A 19,469-nucleotide genomic window follows, 5' to 3' on the forward strand; every position below is an offset into this window, starting at 1 on the left:
GGATTTAATTTACGCCGGTTCGGGATGGGCGCAGAACCCGCGCAGCGAGCGTGGCAATCTCCCGCACGGCCCCCACCCACCTCCCCCAATATCGCGAAAGCGATATTGGGGGAGGCAGGGAGGGAGTGATTCCCTTCAGGGGGGACTCCTCGCTTCGTTTGGAGTGACGTAAACCTCGGTTGTTACTGCGAACAAGCGCGGCAATCTTCCGCAGGGCCCCCTCCTGCGCCTCCCCGGCCGAAAATGCTCAAGTGGAGTGGTTCATGGTTTCGCCGAACTGACGTTAAGATGAAGTTAAATCTGAAACCATTGGAAAACAATTCTCGTATTCTTCGTATAATGACTGTGTCCCTCAATTTTTATTCAGGAAGCAAAATATGAACCCGATTTTGCAGGTCAATCAACTGGTCAAACGCTACGGCGACCTGACCGCCGTGAAAGGCATTTCGTTTGAGGTGCAGGAAGGGGAAATTTTCAGCCTGCTTGGCCCAAACGGCGCGGGCAAGACCACCACCATCTCGGTGCTTTCCACCCTCTTTCCGCCCAGCGAGGGAGATGCGCTCATCGCCGGCCATTCGGTGGTGCGCGAACCGTACGCCGTTCGCAGGGTGATCGGCATCGTCCCGCAGGAAATTGCCCTCTATGAGGATCTGACCGCCCGTGAAAATCTCCAGTTTTGGGGGCAGTTATACGGCCTTAGCGGGCGGGAACTGAAAGAACGCTGTGAGGAGGTGCTGGAACAAACCGGCCTGCAGGAAAAAGCCAACCAGCGCGTCAAGACCTTTTCCGGCGGGATGAAGCGCCGTCTGAATATTGGGGTCGGGCTGCTGCACCGCCCGCGTCTGCTGTTCATGGATGAACCGACCGTGGGCATTGACCCGCAGTCCCGCCGCGCCATTCTCGATACGGTCAAAGACCTTAACCGCCAGGCAGGCATGACCATTCTGTACACCACCCACTACATGGAAGAAGCGCAGGAACTTTCCCACCGCGTCGGCATCATTGACCACGGCGAGATGATCGCCATCGGCACGCAGGCCGAACTGGTCAAGAGGATTGGTCAAAGGGAAACCCTTGTCCTGCAGTTTGGCGAAGATCAAAGCGCGGCGGCAATCATCCCTCAACTGGAAGGGATGAGCGGCGTTCAGCAGGTAGTTGCCGAAAATCACAGCCTGCAGGTGCTGGTCAACGATGCCGAGGAAATTTTGCCGGCGGTTATTCAGGTCTGCACGGCCGAAAATCTGAAAGTCCGCACCATTCAGATTCAGGAGCCGAATCTGGAGGCGGTCTTTTTGCAGTTAACCGGGCGCGCCCTGCGCGATTGAGGAGGACGGGATGAGGAAAATCCTGCTGATTGCCGCCAAAGATTTACGGCTGGCCTTCCGCGACCGCGCCGCGATCATCTTGATGCTGGCGGCGCCTTTTTTGCTGACGCTGGGCATGGCGCTGGTCACCGGCCGGCTGACTTCACCGGCCGGGCAGTCCTCCGGGCTGAGCAACATCCCCGTGCTGGTGATCAACCGGGACGGGGAATCGCTGGGTAATGCGCTGGTGGATACGCTTCAGTCCGCTGAACTGGACGAACTGCTGGATGCGCAGGTGGTCGAGGATGAAGAAGCCGCCCGCCGCGCCGTGGATGAGAATCAGGTTGCCGGGCTGGTGATTATCCCGGCCGGCTTTACCCAGAGCGTCATTCCGGCGCAGGCTGTGGTCATTGATATTGCCGCCGAGCCGGTCAAAATCCAGTTTTACGCCAACCCGGCCCGCCCCACCAGTTCTGCCATCATCGAAACCATCCTGCGCGAATTTATCAGCCGCGTGGAAGAGGGACGGGTGATGGGCATGGTATCCGTCTTTCAAATGCTGAGCAGCGGGGCGCTTTCGCCAGCCGAAGCGCAGGCTTACGGCGATGAGATGCGCCAGTTGTTCCAATCGGCATCGGATGAGGAGTTGAGCGCTTTTGAGGAAACCAGCACGCTGAATTTGAAGGTGGTTGGCGCGCCGGAACAGGAGAGCGTCCGCTTCGATGTGATGGCCTACATGGCGCCCGGCATGGCGCTGCTCTTCCTGATGTTCACGGTCACCTACGGTGGGCGCTCATTCCTGGCGGAGCGCCGTCAGCGCACCCTGCAGCGCATGTTGACCACCCCAACCGGTATTGCGCAGGTGCTGGCGGGCAAAATGTTCGGCACCTACCTGAGCGGCGTCCTGCAGCTGGTCGTTCTGATCGGCGGCAGCAGTCTGCTGTTCAACCTGCGCTGGGGCGATTTTTGGGGTGTAGCTGCGCTGATTTTGCTGGCAACCTTTGCCGCAACCGGTTGGGGCATGCTGATCACCGCTTTTGCGCGCACGCCGGGGCAGGTCAGCACCTACGGTTCGGCAATTATGCTGGTGTTCGGCATCATGGGCGGCAGTTTCATTGACCTGAGCATGCTGCCCGCTTTCGTCCGTATCCTCAGCCGAATCACGCCGAACGCGTGGGGATTGGATGGGTTTACCATTCTGGGGCTGGGCGGCAGGCTGGCCGATTTGGGCAGGCCCTTGCTGGGTCTGGCGGTGATGGGCAGCCTTCTCTTCGTTCTGGCGGTGCTGCTTTTCTCCCGCCGGCGGGATCTGGTTCAATAGGGGTTACGAGGTTTGAGCGATGAACAAAGTTCTGGCAATCATTCGGAAAGACCTGATATTGCGCTTTTCCAGTCCGGCAGAGTGGCTGTTTTTTCTCATCCTGCCGATTGTGTTTACCTACATGCTGGCAGGCGGCACCTTCGGCGGGGGCGGCGATATTCGCCGCGTTCTGCCGGTGGTGGATGAGGCCGGTACGCCGCTTTCGCAGCAGATTGTGGCCGAACTGGAAAAATCCACCTTTGTTCGCCCGGAATTGAGCAGCCGGGCTGAAGCCGAACGAAAATTCGGAGAGCGAACCATCCCCTTCTGGCTGCTCATTCCGTCTCAAACTTCGCAGGAGAACCTGCTGAAGGGCGAGGTAACGCTGGAATTTCACACCCAGCCCAATAATCTGGATGCTCTCTCGGCGCAGCGCTCCGTTCAGGCCGCTTTACGGCAGGTCAGTTTGAACATCAACGCGGCTCAGTTTGCCGTGCAGCAGGCCGAAAGCCGCAAGCCGTTTGCTTCGATGGAGGAGCGCCAGGCTTATTTTGACGGTGCCCTCCTTTTGGCGCAACGTTTTCAGGAACAGACTCCGGAAAGGCTGGAAATCAGCCGGGCTGAAACGGCCGACCCGGTGCAGTATGACCCGCGCGCCAACTCTTCCGCCGGTCAAATGATCACCTGGGTTTTCATTCCTTTGTTTGGCATTTCTGCCCTGCTGGCGTATGAACGCTCAACCGGCACGCTGGCGCGCCTGCTGACCACACCCACCTCGGCAGCCACCTTTCTGCTGGGCACCATCGGCGGGCAGGTGCTGGTGGCACTGGTTCAAATGTTGTTGCTGGTCGGCTTTGCGGTGCTTGCGCTGGGGGTGGCGTGGGGCAGGGAGCCGCTTGGGCTGGCAATCCTGCTGGTGAGCGCCGCGCTGGCGGCGGCGGCAATTGGCACAACGATGGGCACCCTGCTGCGCAGCGAAGCCCAGGCCAATAACCTGAGCATTCTGATGGGCATGGTCATGGCGCTGCTGGGCGGCTGCTGGTATCCGCTGGAGCTGTTTCCGGCGGCGGCGCAATCCATCGTCAGGGTGCTGCCAACCACCTGGGCAATGCTGGGGATGACCGACCTGCTACTGCGCGGCGAAAACTGGCAGGGCATTCTTCCCGAAGCGGGTGTGTTGTTGGCTTATGCGGCGGTGTTTTTCACCATTGGGATTGTGCGATTCCGCAAGCAATTTTTCTAGACGATTCCGCTCAATCGTGGTATGATTGGGCGGCTGTTCCAGTGGGAACGCAAAATTTTATCACGCACGCTTCTTGACCGGCTGCGGCGTGCTGCCTGCGGGCAGTTCGCAGCCGGGTTGAAAGAGGCGGAGGAATAACGCGAAAAGGAGAATAGACAAAAATGGCATCTATCATTTCCATGAAGGCCTTGTTGGAAAGCGGTGTTCATTTTGGCCACCGCACCAACAAATGGAACCCCGCCATGCGCCCGTACATCTTCACCGAGCGTAACGGCATCCACATCATTGATCTTCAACAAACGGTCAAAGCCCTCACCCAGGCCTATCAGGTCATCGTCAACACGGTTGCCGAAGGGGGAATTCTGCTGTTCGTTGGCACCAAGCGGCAGGCTCAGGAAACCATTCAGGAAGAAGCCACCCGCTGCGGTATGCCCTATGTGACCGAGCGCTGGCTGCCCGGTACCCTGACCAACTGGGTGACCATTTACGACCGCATTCAGGAGCTGGAACGGCTCGAACGGATGCGCGACAGCGGTGAGATCAACCGCCTGACCAAAAAAGAAGCCCTGATGATCGAGCGCGAGATCAAGCGTCTGGAAACCCGCCTGAGCGGCATCCGCAAGATGACCCGCCCGCCGGAACTGCTCTTCATTGTGGATGTTTCCAATGAAGCCACTGCCGTGCACGAAGCCAACCTGAAAAACATCCCGGTCATTGCGCTGGTGGATACCAACTGTGATCCGCGCGGGGTGGACTACGTCATTCCCTCGAATGATGACGCGATTCGCGCCATCAAACTGCTGGTTGCCAAGATTGCCGATGCCGTGCTGGAAGGTAAAGCCCTGCGCAAGGATACCGGCGAGGGAGGCGAAGAGCCCAAGCCGGTCGTTGCGCCGGCCATGCGCGGCCCGCGCCCGCAAATTCTGGAAGAGGACGAACTGGAAGATGAAGACCTGCTCGGTGCTGCCACACTGGCAAAGATGAATCCGCGCAGCCTCATTAAAGACGAAGAAGAATTGGAAGTTGAAGTAGAAGAACTGGATGAAGCCGAAGAAGAAGAATAACGGTCAGTAGAGAGGAAACCCGTATGACAACGATCAGCACCGATTTGATTAAAAAACTGCGCGAAGCCACCAGCGCCGGCGTGTTGGACTGCCGCAAGGCATTGGAAGCCGCCGAAGGCGACTTTGACAAAGCGGTGGACATTCTGCGCGAAAAAGGTCTGGCAACCGCCGCCAAACGCGCCGGCCGGACTGCTTCGGAAGGCGTGATTGATGTGTACTCGCACGGCAACGGGCGGGTATGCGTGATGGTAGAGGTCAACTGCGAAACCGATTTTGTTGGGCGCAGCGAGGTCTTCCGCAATTTCGCTCACGAAATTGCCCTGCAAATTGCAGCTGCCTCTCCGCTCTACATTCGCGAAGAGGATATTCCGCAGGAAGTGCTGGACAAGGAAGCCGCCATTGCGACTGCCAAGGCCCGCGAAGAGGGCAAACCCGAAGCCATCATCCCGCGCATCGTGGAAGGTTCGTTGACCAAATTCAAGGATGAATTTGTGCTGCTGCGCCAAAAGTACATCCGCGACGAGAGCAAAACTGTTCAGGATTTGCTGAACGAAACGGTCGTTTCCACGGGTGAAAACATCATCATCCGGCGTTTTGCACGCTGGGCGCTGGGCGAAACCACGCAAGAAGAAGCCTGATCAAGATAAAAAAGCCAACCGGCAAGGTTGGCTTTTTTATACCTTTTGGAGAATTATGGACGGTCTCAAATATCATCGAATTTTGCTCAAACTGAGCGGCGAAGCACTTTCCAGCCCGCAGGGCAGCGGCATTGACCCAAAAGCAGCCCGCGATATTGCCCTGCGTGTGCGCGAGGTGCGCGAGATGGGTGTAGATGTTGCCATTGTGATTGGAGCGGGCAACCTGTGGCGAGGGAAAGCCGGGCTGGATCTGGGCATGGACCGCGCCACCGCCGATTACATGGGCATGCTGGCCACGGTGATGAATGCGCTGGCGTTGATGGACGCGCTGGAATCCTGCGGGGTGGTTACGCGGGTGCAGTCTGCCATTGAGATGCGCGCCGTGGCCGAGCCGTACATCCGCCGGCGCGCCATCCGCCATCTGGAAAAGGGGCGGGTGGTTATTTTTGGCGGCGGCACCGGTAATCCCTACTTTTCCACCGACACCGCCGCCGCACTGCGCGCCTGTGAAATTGATGCCGATGTGCTGATTAAAGCCACCAAAGTGGACGGCGTGTACGACAGCGACCCGCACCGCAACCCGAACGCGGTCAAGTTTGACCGCCTGACCTACATCGAAACACTCAACCGCCGCCTGGAGGTGATGGACAGCACCGCCATTTCGTTGTGCATGGAAAACAAACTGCCCATTCTGGTGTTGAATTTGTGGGATCCGGACGCGCTGCGTCTTTCGTTGCTGGGTGAAATTCGCGGCACTCTGGTAGAGGGATAAAAAAACAAGGGGCTGGCATTTGCCAGCCCCTTTGATCTTCGTTACCTGCATCAGGCTTCTTTGAATTCGCCTTCCACCACATCGCCTTCCGGGCTGGTTTGCCCGTGGTGGCCGTTTCCACCGGGCGGTGTGCCGGCAGCCTGCGGAGCAGCCGCCTGAAGGATGCGCCCGTACAGTTGCTGCAGTTCTTCGCTCAGGCTGCGCATGCGGCGGTCATCCTCGCCGTTCATGATCTGGCGCAGGTCGCTGATCTTGCTTTCGGCTTCGTAGCGCAGGTCCGAAGGCACCCGTTCACCGTTTTCTTTGAGCGCCTTTTCGACCTGATAGATGACATTGTCGGCTAGGTTGCGCGCTTCGACGATTTCGCGCCGGCGGCGGTCTTCGGCTTCATGACGCTTGCTTTCTTCGACCATCCGCTCAATTTCGGCTTTGCTCAGGTTGGTCGAGGCGGTGATGGTGACCCGCTGTTCCTTGCCGGTTGCCTTGTCCTTGGCAGAAACATTGAGGATGCCGTTGGCGTCAATATCGAAGGTTACTTCGATTTGGGGTATGCCGCGCGGGGCCGGCGGGATGCCATCCAGGCGGAAGCGCCCAAGCGTGATGTTGTCGGCCGCCATGGTGCGCTCACCTTGCAGCACGTGGATGTCCACGGCGGTCTGGTTGTCCTCGGCGGTCGAGAAGATTTGCGAGCGGCGTACCGGGATGGTGGTGTTGCGCTCGATGATGGGGGTCATCACACCGCCCATCGTTCGACGCCCAGCGTCAACGGGGTGACATCCAGCAGCAGCACGTCTTTGACTTCGCCGCCCAGCACACCCGCCTGAATGGCCGCACCGATGGCAACCACCTCGTCGGGGTTGACGCTCTTGTTGGGCTCTTTGCCGGTCAACTGCCGCACCAGATCCTGCACCATGGGCATGCGGGTGGAACCGCCCACCAGCACCACTTCGTCAATGTCGCTGGCCTTCAGGCCGGCATCGCGCAGGGCGGCCTCGAAGGGGCCGCGGCAGCGTTCCAGCAGGTCTTTGGTCATCTGCTCGAAGCGGGCGCGGGTCAGGCGCAGCTGCAGGTGTTTGGGACCGCTGGCATCGGCAGTGATGTAGGGCAGGTTGATCTCCGTTTCCATCATGGTGGAAAGTTCGATCTTGGCTTTTTCGGCCGCTTCGCGCAACCGTTGCAACGCCTGGCGATCCTGCTTGAGGTCAATGCCGTGTTCTTTCTTGAACTCATCCACGGCCCAGTTGACGATGCGTTGGTCCCAGTCATCGCCACCCAGATGCGTATCGCCGCTGGTGGACTTGACTTCAAAGACACCATCGCCGACTTCCAGAATGGATACATCAAAGGTACCGCCGCCCAGGTCAAAGACGAGAATTTTCTCGTTCTTTTTCTTGTCCAAACCGTAGGCCAGCGCCGAGGCGGTCGGCTCGTTGATGATGCGCAGCACTTCCAGACCGGCGATTTTTCCGGCGTCTTTGGTGGCTTGCCGCTGACTGTCGTTGAAGTAGGCCGGCACGGTAATGACGGCCTGGGTCACCGGCTCACCCAGATAGGCTTCGGCATCGGCTTTCAGTTTAGCCAGAATCATCGCCGAAATTTCCTGCGGGGCGTATTCGCGTCCGGTCAGCGGGATTTTGACGCGGGCATCCCCGGCGGGGCCGCGCACAACCTGATAAGGCACCATCTTGCGTTCTTCTTCCACCTCGTCGTAGCGGCGTCCCATGAAGCGTTTGATGGAGTAAATGGTGTTTTCGGGGTTGATGACCGCCTGCCGTTTGGCGGTTTGACCCACCAGACGTTCGCCGTTCTTGGTGAACGCCACAACCGACGGGCAAAGGCGGGAGCCTTCCGCAGTCGTGATGACGACCGGGTCGCCGCCTTCCATCACGGCTACCACGCTGTTGGTTGTTCCTAAGTCTATACCGATAATTTTCGACATCGGTAAGGTCTCCTTTCTATTACTGATTTGGATTTGAGGCCGCGTCGGTTATTGACTGGCAGATAAAGACGGATTGAAAAACAGGATGAAGATAAGTGCAAAACTTGCCAGACAATACCCTGCGACCGATAGTAAGCATACTCTCTCTGTGCATGAAAAACATTAACGCTCTATAGGAATTCTGTTAACGGGTATGGCGGGCCTGGGGAAGCACCCTCCCGTCTCGCCCAAAATCACAATGCGATTTTGGGGGAGGCGCAGGAACGAGCCGTGCAGGAGATTGACCGACACGCTTGCAAGGTCATTAAACCAGCGACGTCATCCCAAGCGCAGTGGCACAAACAAGAATTAATGTTACTCCGAACGAAGTGACACTCACCAGTGCTGACGGGAGTCTCCCGCTACCCCACCAAGACGGAGATTGCCACGCTCGCTATCGCTCGCTCGCAATGACAACCGATTGTTAACGTCACTCCGAGCGCAGCGAGGAGTCTCCTACAACACCTGCAAATTCCCCCAGTGGGAGATTGCCGCGCTCGCTTAAAAGGACATAAATAACGCGAGGTCGGAATATGCGCACACTACACCCTTCCGGCCTCCCCAAAAACCACTGTGCGGTTTGGGGGTGGTGTGAAGCCGAGTCGGAGATTGACCGACACGCTCGCAAGGACGGTTCCCCAAAGGTTGTTGGAACGGCCTGGCTTGCCCTGCTTTTGATGTAGAACGCTTTGAAAGCAAAAGTGTTCGGAAACACCCTGTAACCGGATATAATAAAAACAGGCAATCCATCGTTTATCGGGACTGTGCGGGTTGCCGGTGAGGAGGTTTTGCATGCTTCGCATTTTGCGGTTGATCCTGCTGGTGAGTGGATTGACGCTTTTCCTGTTCGGAACGATCTATCCTTCGGCAGCTCAAGGGAACGGCAGCAGCCCGCTGGTGGTGGTGTTGAAAGCCGAGGGGCCGGTAACTTCGGTCATGCAGGGTTACATTCAGCGTGGTTTACAGGTGGCTGCCAGCGAGGGCGCCCAGATGGTCATCATTGAGTTGAACACCCCCGGCGGTGCCATCAACGTGATGAATGAGATCATTCAGGATATCCGCGCCAGCCAGATTCCGGTGGTGGTGTATGTTTCACCGCGCGGGGCAATGGCCGGCAGCGCCGGCACGCTGATTACGCTGGCCGGTCATGCCAGCGCCATGGCGCCCGAAACGGCCATCGGGGCGGCCAGCCCGGTTGGGATGCAGGGAGAAGACATTGGCGAAACCATTGCCGCCAAAGAGAAGGAAATCCTGCGCGCCACGGTGCGTTCGCTGGCAGCCCGCCGCCCGCCGGAGGCGATTGCGCTGGCAGAAGATACCATTGAAACGGCAAAAGCCGCCTCGGCTCAGGAAGCCCTGCAAGTCGGGCTGGTGGATTTTATCGCCACCGATTTGAACGATTTGCTGCGTCAGCTGGATGGTTTTGAGGTAATGGTGCTGGACGAATCGGTGACGCTCTCCACCCGGTTTGCCCGGGTGCAGGAAGTGCCGCCCACCTTTGTGGAGCAGGCGCTGCGCCTGTTGACCGACCCAAACATCGTCTTTTTGCTGCTGACGATTGGGGTGCAGGCCATTTTGATCGAGCTTTCCAACCCGGGCGGCTGGGTGGCGGGTTTCATCGGCGTGGTGTGTCTGGCGCTGGTGTTTTACTCGTTCGGCATCATTCCGGTCAACCTGTTTGGGCTGATTTTCATCGTGCTGGCGTTTGTGTTGTTTATTCTGGAGTTGAACACCCCAACCAACGGCGCGCTGACGGTAGCGGCCGTCATCTCATTCATCACCGGCGCGCTGGTGCTGTTCAATTCGGTGCGTCTGCCGGGATTCCCTACCGTTTCGGTGCCGCTGGTGATCGGCGCCAGTGCGGTGCTGGCGGTTACATTTCTTGCGTTCATGGGCTTTGCCCTGCGCGCCCTCAAAACGCCGGTGGCAATGGGCAAACCGGCTTTGATCGGTCAGGTTGGAGTGGTCACCAAAGCGATTGACCCGCACGGCATGGTGCAGGTAGCGGGTGAGTTGTGGAGTGCCGAACCGCTTGACCCGCGCGAATCCTTCCCAGAGGGTGTGCGGGTGGAGGTGGTGGACGTGGAGGGTTTGCGGGTGAAGGTGCGCCGGGTTAGGTAAAAAACGTCAGTTCGGGATAAATCCTTTTTGCGTCCGATTTCAAAATTTTGCCCCCTCCTGCGCCTCCCCCAATATCGCTTCTGCGATATTGGGGGAGGTGGGAGGGGGTGTATTTTGCTGCTTACCGCGGTTTGTGCTTATCCCGAACCCACGTTAAAATAATCCTCACGCCCGCCAGAAGCCGCGCCGGATCGGGCGTACATCCTCGGCGGTGACGAATGCCTCGCGGTCGGCTTCCAGGATCAGCGTTTCCACCTCGTCCACCTTGCGCCGAACCACATCCACATGCAGCAGCGTTACCGTGCCGGTCATGCCGCGCCCGGAAACCTCGGTAACGGCATAGCCGTTCTTGCGTAAAATTTCCGCAACGGCTGCGCCGCGGGAAGGGCTGACAATCGTCAGGTGAATGTGCCCGATTGCCAGCCGTTCCTCAATAAACATGCCCACCACGTTGCCGGTGGCAAAACCGGCGGCGTAGCCAATCACGCTCAGCGGGTTCTTCAGGTTGGAAAGCACGGTGCTGATGGCAATCACAAAAATCAGGGATTGCATGAAGCCCAGCATCCAGGCCAGTTTTTTGCGTCCGCGCACCACAAACAAAACGCGGATGGTATCCAGGGTCATATCACAAACCCGCAGGGCAAAAATGCCCAGCATGATTAAAAAAGCCTGACCGCTGAAATCAAATTGCATGGCGTCCCCCCTTTTTTTCTAGGCAGTTTCTTCTTCGGCTACTTCCATGCAGGCCAGATACATTTCGCTGAGGTACTCTTTCACCATCCGGCGGGTGCTGAACTGCGGTGCGAGCGTGCGGATGGCCTCTTTGATGCGCGCAATCCAGCCGGTGGGGATGTTATCCACCGAACGGTTGGTGTAATACAGCGGGATGATCTCTTTCTCCAGCCGCTCGTAAATGCTGCGGGCGTCCATTTCGTCCTGCTGATTGGGGTCAACCGGGTCGGCATCTTCACCAATTGACCAGCCGTTCAGCCCGTTGTAACCTTCCCGCCACCAGCCATCCATGACCGAGAGGTTCAACACGCCGTTGAGGGCGGCTTTCATGCCGGAAGTACCGGAGGCTTCGTTGGGGCGGCGCGGGTTGTTCAGCCAGACATCCACACCCTGCACCAGATAGCGGGCCATGTTCATGTCGTAGTCTTCCAGAAAGACCAGCCGCCCGCCCATGCGCGAATCCTTGACGGCGCGGTAAACCTGCTGGATGAGCAGTTTGCCGGGTTCATCAGCAGGGTGGGCTTTACCGGCAAAGATGATCTGCACCGGCATATCCGGGTTGGTCACCAGCCGCATCAGGCGGTCGTAATCGCGCAGAATCAGACCGCCGCGCTTGTAGGTGGCAAAACGGCGGGCAAAGCCAATCGTCAGGGAGTACGGCTCCAAAAACACGCCGCTTGCCAGCGCCTGAGCGGGATGATACTGCCCGCTCTGCCAGCGCTGACGGGCGCGGTCGTTGATGTACAAAATCAACTTGCGTTTGAGATGCTGCCGCACCGCCCACAATTCGCCGTCGGGGATATTTTCCATCTGCGACCACAGCTGCGGGTCGTCAATCCGCTTCATCCAGTCGGCGCCCAGGTAGCGGTCGAACAGCAGACGCAGACGGCGCGCCAGCCAGGTGCCGGTATGCACGCCGTTGGTAATGTGGCGGATGGGGACATCTTCGGCGGCCCGTTCAGGCCACAGGAAGTGCCACATGCGCCGCGACACCTGGCCGTGCAATTCGGAAACGGCATTGGCGTGTTGGGAGAGTTTCAGAGCCAGCACCGGCATACAGAAGCTTTCCCCCCACGGGGTTGCCTGGCGGCCCAAGTCCACAAACTGGTCGCGGGTCAGCCCCAATTCCGGCCAGATTTGGGAGAAGTACTTATCCACCAGCCAGAGCGGGAACTGGTCATTGCCGGCCGGCACGGGGGTGTGGGTGGTGAAAACGTTGGTCTTGCGCACCTCGCTGGCGGCTTCGGCAAAGGATTTGCCCGTGCGTACCAGCTCAAGGGCGCGTTCCACTGCCAGAAAGGCGGAGTGTCCTTCGTTCATGTGCCAGACCTGCGGCTGGTATCCCAGCCGGCGCAGGGCGCGCACACCGCCCATCCCCAGCAGAATTTCCTGCGAGATGCGCACTTCCAGATCGTTGCTGTACAGACGGGCAGTCAACTGGCGGTCGCTGTCGCTGTTGACGGGCAGGTTGCTATCCAGCAAAAAGAGCGAAACACGCCCCACCCGCACCTCCCAGATGCGGGCAAACACGCTTCTGCCGGGCAATTCAACGGAAATCGTAATGGGGTTGTCATCGGCATCTTTCAGCAGAGAAATGGGCGCGTCTTCCAGCACCAGATGTTTGGTGTGGGTTTCCTGCCAGCCGTCCTCGGTGATGACCTGGGTGAAGTAGCCCTGGTTATAGATGAAGCCTACCCCCACCAGCGGCAAACCCAGATCGCTGGCTTCCTTGAGATGGTCGCCGGCCAGAATACCCAGCCCGCCGGCGTACACTGGCAGTGATTCGTGCAGCCCAAATTCAAAGGAAAAGTAGGCAATCTGCTGATGGATGAGGTGGGGATACTGCTGTTTGAACCAGGTATCCTCAGTGCTCAGGTAATCATCAAATTTTTTCATCACCCGATCGTACATATCCAGGTAGTAGGTGTCGTTGGCGGCAGCGTTCAACTGGCTGCGTTCTACTTTTTTGAGGAATGCCACCGGGTTATGCTCGACTTCATCCCACAGGCGCGGCTTGATCTGCCGGAATAACTGCTGGCCTTCCGGGTTCCAAACCCACCACAGGTTATAAGCGAGCTGGCTCAAGCGGCTGATGCGCCGCGGAAGACTGAAATGATTGGGAATTTCCCGTTTAATGGTTTCGTTCATGGTTGTTCTCTCTCGATCCATCCAGATGCCCGGAAAAGGGGAAATCTCGCCGGGCAGTGAATTGGTAATGTTTATCCGAAATATGCAAGTCCATACAAATCAACAGCCCAAAATTATACCATGTAATCCGCTGCCTCCGCTTTCGGTTGGTGTGAAAATGTTATAATCAAATCGTGATTTCAAAACGCAAGGTCATCCCCTTCTTTTTGATTGCCGCCCTGTTTGTGTTTGGACTTTTGTTGGCAATACCCTCTTTGCGCGGCCGTCTGGTATCGAACTTTAACGAGCTGCGCGTTCAGGCGCGTTACGCCCTTAACCCGCCTCAGCAGGCGGTTTTTGTGCCGGAAGAAGCGGTTGCCACGATTGTGGATGCCACCATGCAGGCCTTCAGCCGCACCTCCACACCGACCGCCAGCCCGACCCCTGCCTCCTACACGGGAACGCCCACTCCGCAATTTACCCCCACCCCCACTCAGACGCCTACGCCTCTGCCGGAAAGTGTTGCCCTCAGTGGGGTGCGTTATCAGGATCAGCACGGTTTGTGGAATTACTGTGCCCCGGCTAATCTTGCCATGGGGCTTTCTTACTGGGGCTGGCAGGGTGAGCGCACCGATGTCGGCCCGCTGCTCAAACCGTTTGAAAAAGATAAAAATGTGATGCCCTACGAGATGGCGGACTATGTGCAAACCTACACCAACCTGAACGCCCTGGTCCGTCATGGCGGGACGCTGGAAACGCTCAAAAAACTGATTGCGGCCGGTTTTGTGCCGTTGATCGAAAAAGGGATTGTCATCCGCGATATCAACGGTAAATTGGGCTGGATGGGGCATTATTCGACCATCACCGGCTACGATGACGCCAAAAAGGTCTTTATCACCCAGGATTCGTATTTTGAACCGAATTTCAAAGTGAGTTATGATGATTTGCTCTGGCAGTGGCGCTCGTTCAATTACATCTTTCTGGTCATTTACCCGCCGGAGCGCGAGGCTGAGCTGCTGGACTTGCTGGGTCCCTACGCCGACCCGCAAACTGCCTTTCAAATCGCTGCTCAAACAGCCGCCGAAGAAGCCGTCCGCCTGGACGGTGTGGAAAAGTTCTTTGCCTATTTCAACCGCGGCACCAGTCTGGTCAATTTGCAGGATTACGCCGGTGCAGCCAGCACCTACGACCAGGCCTTTGCGCTGATGGCCGGCCTGGCGGAGAAAGACCGACCCTGGCGGATGATGTGGTATCAGACCGGCCCCTACTTTGCCTATTACTACACCGGCCGCTATCAGGATGTGGAACGGCTGGCAACCACCACGCTGGACGCCGCGGCTGAGCCGTTTCTGGAAGAAAGTTACGTCTGGCGGGCGCGCGCCCGGCTGGCGCTGGGAAATCGAGCCGGCGCGGCGGAGGACGTGCGCAAAGCGCTGGAATATCACCCCGGTTTTACACCGGCAGTTGAACTGGCAAATTTGCTCGGAATCCAGCCATGAGGGGAGTTAAACCATGCTGCGCATTTTGCACTTTGCCGATGCTCACATAGATATTGCCAATTACGGCCGGCATGACCCGCAAAGCGGCCTGCCCATGCGCGTGCTGGACTTTTTGAAAGCGCTGGATACGATTGTGGATACCGCCATTGCGGAGAACGTTGATCTGGTGCTGTTTGCCGGGGATGCCTACAAAGACCGCACCCCGGCACCGACCTTCCAGCGTGAGTGGGGCAGGCGCATCATCCGTCTCAGCCGTGCCGGCATTCCCTGCGTGCTGCTGATTGGCAACCACGATCTTTCTCCGGCGCTGGGGCGGGCGCACGCTTTACAGGAATATCAGACGCTGGAAGTGGAAAATGTATTGGTGATTGACAAGCCGCGCCTGCTGCGGCCGGATGACCTGTTCGGTTTACCGCTGCAAATCATGGCGATCCCGTGGATTTCGCGTTCTTCGCTGATGGCGCATTTGCAGATCAGCGCAACCGAGCCGCAAAAAATCCATGAGGAAATCGAACAGCGTTTGCAGGAAATTGTGCAGGACTGGTTCAGGCAGACCGACCGCAACCTGCCCACCGTACTGGCGGCCCATGCGACCGTGCAGGGCGCGCGCTACGGCAGAGAACGCAGCATCATGCTGGGCAATGATCTGGTGCTGCCGGGTTCGCTGGTGCGCGACAACCGGTTGGATTATGTGGCGCTGGGTCATATTCACCTGCGCCAGAATTTGAACGAGGGCGGCCATCCGCCGGTGGTGTATCCCGGTTCGATCGAGCGGGTGGATTTTGGGGAGGCGAATGACCGCAAGTACTTTGTGATTGCCAGCGTGGAAAAGGGCAAAACGGAACTGGACTGGCGCGAACTGCACGGCCGGCGTTTTGTTGACCGAACGGTCAACCTGATGGATGCGGCCGCCGCAGCCAGCGACGGCAGCCTTTCGGTGATGGAGCGTATTTCAGGTGCGCTGCCGCCGCGCGAAGAACTCCGCGATGCGATTGTGCGGCTGGCAATTGACTACCCGCGCGACTGGGACGCGCTGATTGACGAGGTCAGCCTGCGCCGCCATGCCGAACTGGCGTTTGATTTTCAACTGGTACGCCGCCCGCACGTTTCGGCCCGCGGGCGCATTGGTGAGGTTGAAAACATTGCGGCCAAGTCCCCGCTGGAATTGCTCGAATTATACTGGGAAACCAAAGGTGAACCACCCGAACACATCGAGGAACTCAAACAACTGGCCGAACAAATCATTCATCAGGCGGAATCTTCAACCATTGAATTTCCCGTTGAATCCGAATGAACAATCCCATTCTTGAAATCGGCTTAATTTTTCTGCTGCTGCTGGCAAATGGATTGTTTGCTTTCTCGGAAATTGCCATGGTTTCGGCGCGCAAGGTGCGCTTGCAGCAAAAAGCCGAGGACGGCGACGCGGCTGCGCGGGCTGCCCTGGAACTGGCCGAATCACCCAACCGTTTTCTCTCGACGGTGCAGATTGGCATTACCCTGATCGGCATTCTGGCCGGCGCGTTGAGCGGTGCAACACTGGCCAACCGGCTGGCGGCCTGGATTGCGCAGGTGGATTTTCTGGCGCCTTACAGCGGCGGACTGGCTCTGGCGCTGGTGGTCATTCTGCTGACCTATTTTTCACTGATCATTGGCGAGTTGATTCCAAAACGGCTGGCGATGAACAACCCCGAAGCCGCTGCCAGTGCGGTTGCCCGTCCGATGCGTTTTCTATCCAATATCACCTTTCCGCTGGTTCGTCTGTTGAGTGCCTCCACCGACCTGGGTCTGCGGATTTTGGGCATTCGTCCATCGAATGAACCGCCGGTAACCGAGGAAGAAATCAGAGTGCTGATGGAGCAGGGTACCCAGGTGGGGGTGTTCGAGGAAGCCGAGCAGGACATGGTGGAGAGTGTTTTCCGCTTGGGCGACCGCTACATTGATTCGATCATGACTCCCCGCACCGAAATTGAATGGATTGATCTGGACGAAAGTCCGCAGGAAATCCTGCAGGATATTCTGGAAAGCAGCCACAGCCGTTTTCCGGCGGCACAGGGCAATCTGGATAATGTCAGCGGCATCCTTTCTGCCAAGGACTTTCTCAGTAAAATGGTCAGCGGAGAACCTTTTGAGGTCAAATCGCTCTTGCAGCCGCCCTTGTTTGTGCCGGACAGCATGTCGGCCCTCAAGGTGCTGCAATTGATTAAGACCGCCGGCGTACATGAAGCGCTGGTGCTGGATGAATACGGCGGTCTGTTGGGAATGGTCACCCTGTATGATGTGCTGCGCGCCATTGTGGGCGAAATGCCCGGCCCCGGCCTGGATGGCGGGCCGCAGATCCTGCAGCGCGAGGATGGTTCGTGGCTGGTGGATGGCCTGCTGCCGGTGGACACCTTGAAAGAATTGCTGGAAACCGAGCAGCTGCCGGAAGAAGAACGGATCGGTTATCAAACGCTGGCGGGCTTCATTCTCAGTCAACTGGGCAGCATCCCCGCTGCCGGTCAGCGCTTTACCTGGGGGGATTTTTCTTTTGAGATTATGGACATGGACGGGCGCAGAATTGATAAGGTGCTGATCAGCCGCCTGCCCACACTGCCGGAGGAAACTGATCCATGATTCCGCTTCGCTTGCAGATAAAGGGTTTTCTTTCCTACCGCCAGGCGGTAGAGATTGATTTCAGCGAACTGCAGCTGGCTTCGATTACCGGCCACAATGGCGCGGGGAAATCCACCCTGCTGGATGCGATTACCTGGGCATTGTTTGGAGAAGCCCGCCGCCGCGATGATGCGATCATCAATAATCAGGAAGATGCCGCAGAAGTCATTTACGAATTTTTATATGAGAACAATCATTACCGTGTGCAGCGCAGCAAAGTCCGCCACAAAACTGCGCTGCTGGAGTTTTACACGCTCAACGAGCAGGGTGTCTGGAAGCCGTTGACCGAGCATTCCCTGACCGAAACCGAAAAACGCATCCGTTCGGTGCTGCGCATGGATTACCAGACCTTCATCAACGCATCCTTTTTCCTGCAGGGCAAAGCCGATCAGTTTGCCCAGCAGAATGCCGCCAACCGCAAACGCATCCTTTCCAATATTCTGGGACTGGAAGTGTGGGAAGCTTACCGCGAGGCTGCCCGAAACCGGCTGCGGGATGCCGAATGGCAGTTGGGCAGTATTGATGAGCAAATCAAAGAAGCCGAAGCCGAATTGTCCGAAGAAGAGGAACGGCGGAAGAAACTGGCGGAATTGAAAAAAGAGTTGAAACAGGTTTCCGCCCTGCGGGAAGCGCAGGAAAAACGGCTGGATGACCTGCGCCGGCTGGCGGCGGCGCTGGAGGAGCAGCACCGCATGGTCAACATGCTGGCTGACCGCCTGAACAGTGCCGAGCAGAAGCACAACGCCAAACTGCAGCGGCTGGAAGAACGCCGCCGCGAGGCAGACCAATTGCAAGAAACACTGGAACAGGCTGAGGTGATTGAGGCAGCCTATGCCGCCTGGCAGGCAAGCCGCGCCGAACTGGAGCGCTGGAATCAACTGGCGCAGCAGTTTCAACAGTTACAACAGCAGCTTGTTGAACCGCAAACCCTGCTGGAAAGCGAACGCGCCCGTCTGCAGGAAGAACTGCGCAGCCTGCAGCAGCAGGAAGATCAGGTCAGGCAGCAGCTAGACCAGCTGGCTGAACTGCGCAACAAACGGCAGGGGTTGATGGACCTGCAGCAGGAACTGAAAGCCCGCCTTGAGGAGCGGGAGCAAATCCAACAGCAAGTGCTGGAACTGAAAGAGCAATTCGCCAGCCGGCGGGTTGAAATTGGCTACTGGCAGGAGAAGATGGACGCGCTGACAGAGCGTCTGGAACGGCTGCATGCCGATGAACAAAGCGGTGTCTGCCCGTTGTGCGGCCAGCCGCTGGGGGCAGCCGAGCGCAAAGCGCTGCTCAAGCAGCTGGAGCAGGAACGCAAAGCAGCCCAGCAGGCGGCTCAAAACCTTCAACAGCAGGTGGCGCAGTACCAGCGCAGCCTGCAGCAGCTGGAAAAACGCCTGAAAGAAACCCAGACCGCCGATCTGGACCTGCAAGCCAATCAGCGGCAGGTGAGCGCGCTGGAAGCGCGTATTCAGCAGATCGAAGAGCGAACCCAGGAGTGGCAGCGCGGCCCGGCAGCGCGCCTGAAAGAGGTGGAACGGATTTTGACCGATGGTCAGTTTGCGCCGGAAGCCCGCCGAAAAATTGCCGAAATCAAAAAGGCACTCGACCGGCTGGGATATGACCCGCAAGGGCACGAAGCCGCCCGGCGGGCCGAGCAGCAAGCCCGCGCCGCGGAACAGGCCCTGCGCCAGCTGGAAGCCGCCCGCGCCCAGTTGAAACCCTTGCTGAATCAAATTGCCGAGCTGGAGCAGGAAACCCGGCAGGATGAAATCCAGATTCAACAGCTGCGCGCCGAATACGAGCAGATTGAAGAAAAGTACCGCCGCGAGTCGGCAGACCTGCCTGACTTGCAGGCGCTGGAACAGGAACTCTTTGCCCGGAAAGATGAAGAGAATCAGCTGCGCTACAAAATTGGCGCCGCCGAACAAAAGGTGAATGTGCTGGTCAGCGTCCGCGCGCGCTTGAAGGAAAACCACAACCGGCGGGAGGAATGCGCCCGCCTGATTGCCCGCTTGAAGATCCTCGACCGCGCCTTTGGCAAGGACGGCGTG

13 protein-coding genes and 1 pseudogene are annotated in these 19,469 nt (G+C 58.0%); 11 read left to right on the plus strand and 3 right to left on the minus strand.

The window, feature by feature from the left end; translation table 11 throughout:
* Positions 1-377 precede the first annotated feature (377 nt).
* From ACWIZX_RS07360 to pyrH, 6 genes are all read left to right on the plus strand, one after another.
* Positions 378-1,325 (plus strand): ATP-binding cassette domain-containing protein, encoded by a 948-nt coding sequence (locus ACWIZX_RS07360; protein ID WP_448335306.1) that lies wholly within the window; start codon positions 378-380, stop codon positions 1,323-1,325.
* 10 nt (positions 1,326-1,335) lie between these two features.
* Positions 1,336-2,625 carry an ABC transporter permease gene (locus ACWIZX_RS07365; RefSeq protein WP_448335307.1) on the plus strand — a complete coding sequence of 430 codons (1,290 nt, stop codon included), beginning with the start codon at positions 1,336-1,338 and terminating at the stop codon, positions 2,623-2,625.
* Positions 2,626-2,644: 19 nt separating this feature from the next.
* Complete coding sequence (locus tag ACWIZX_RS07370; RefSeq protein ID WP_448335308.1) at positions 2,645-3,847, plus strand: ABC transporter permease; 1,203 nt, start codon at positions 2,645-2,647, stop codon at positions 3,845-3,847.
* A 161-nt stretch (positions 3,848-4,008) separates the two neighbouring features.
* Entirely contained in the window at positions 4,009-4,911 is a 903-nt protein-coding gene (gene rpsB / locus ACWIZX_RS07375) for a 30S ribosomal protein S2 (protein WP_448335309.1), read from the plus strand.
* Between the two features lie 23 nt (positions 4,912-4,934).
* Positions 4,935-5,549 (plus strand): translation elongation factor Ts, encoded by a 615-nt coding sequence (gene tsf, locus ACWIZX_RS07380; RefSeq protein WP_448335310.1) that lies wholly within the window; start codon positions 4,935-4,937, stop codon positions 5,547-5,549.
* 55 nt (positions 5,550-5,604) lie between these two features.
* Positions 5,605-6,321, plus strand: a complete 717-nt coding sequence (pyrH, locus tag ACWIZX_RS07385; protein ID WP_322791254.1) for a UMP kinase — start codon at positions 5,605-5,607, stop codon at positions 6,319-6,321.
* Positions 6,322-6,371: 50 nt separating this feature from the next.
* Here the strand turns inward: pyrH and dnaK are convergent.
* A pseudogene (dnaK, locus tag ACWIZX_RS07390) lies at positions 6,372-8,260 on the minus strand (molecular chaperone DnaK).
* Positions 8,261-9,091: 831 nt separating this feature from the next.
* Between dnaK and ACWIZX_RS07395 the strand changes: the two are divergent.
* On the plus strand, positions 9,092-10,420 hold the full coding sequence (locus ACWIZX_RS07395) for an NfeD family protein (protein WP_448335311.1): 1,329 nt from the start codon (positions 9,092-9,094) through the stop codon (positions 10,418-10,420).
* 165 nt (positions 10,421-10,585) lie between these two features.
* Here ACWIZX_RS07395 and ACWIZX_RS07400 read toward each other — a convergent pair whose 3' ends face one another.
* Positions 10,586-11,113 carry a DUF2179 domain-containing protein gene (locus ACWIZX_RS07400; protein ID WP_448335312.1) on the minus strand — a complete coding sequence of 176 codons (528 nt, stop codon included), beginning with the start codon at positions 11,111-11,113 and terminating at the stop codon, positions 10,586-10,588.
* A gap of 18 nt (positions 11,114-11,131) precedes the next feature.
* Positions 11,132-13,300, minus strand: coding sequence for an alpha-glucan family phosphorylase (gene glgP, locus ACWIZX_RS07405; RefSeq protein WP_448335313.1), 2,169 nt, complete (start codon positions 13,298-13,300; stop codon positions 11,132-11,134).
* Positions 13,301-13,473: 173 nt separating this feature from the next.
* On the opposite strand from glgP, the gene ACWIZX_RS07410 reads away from it, so the two are divergent.
* The 4 genes from ACWIZX_RS07410 to ACWIZX_RS07425 all read left to right on the plus strand — a co-directional run.
* On the plus strand, positions 13,474-14,778 hold the full coding sequence (locus ACWIZX_RS07410; protein WP_448335314.1) for a C39 family peptidase: 1,305 nt from the start codon (positions 13,474-13,476) through the stop codon (positions 14,776-14,778).
* A 13-nt stretch (positions 14,779-14,791) separates the two neighbouring features.
* The gene (locus ACWIZX_RS07415) at positions 14,792-16,072 is read left to right on the plus strand and encodes a metallophosphoesterase family protein (RefSeq protein ID WP_448335315.1); all 1,281 of its coding nucleotides are present in this window, start codon (positions 14,792-14,794) and stop codon (positions 16,070-16,072) included.
* Entirely contained in the window at positions 16,069-17,391 is a 1,323-nt protein-coding gene (locus tag ACWIZX_RS07420; protein ID WP_448335316.1) for a hemolysin family protein, read from the plus strand. The genes ACWIZX_RS07415 and ACWIZX_RS07420 overlap by 4 nt, the downstream gene beginning before the upstream one ends.
* Positions 17,388-19,469, plus strand: a 2,082-nt coding sequence (locus ACWIZX_RS07425; RefSeq protein ID WP_448335317.1) for an AAA family ATPase, incomplete at its 3' end; no start/stop codon positions are given. The genes ACWIZX_RS07420 and ACWIZX_RS07425, both read left to right, overlap by 4 nt.

Source organism: Bellilinea sp. (assembly GCF_053501535.1).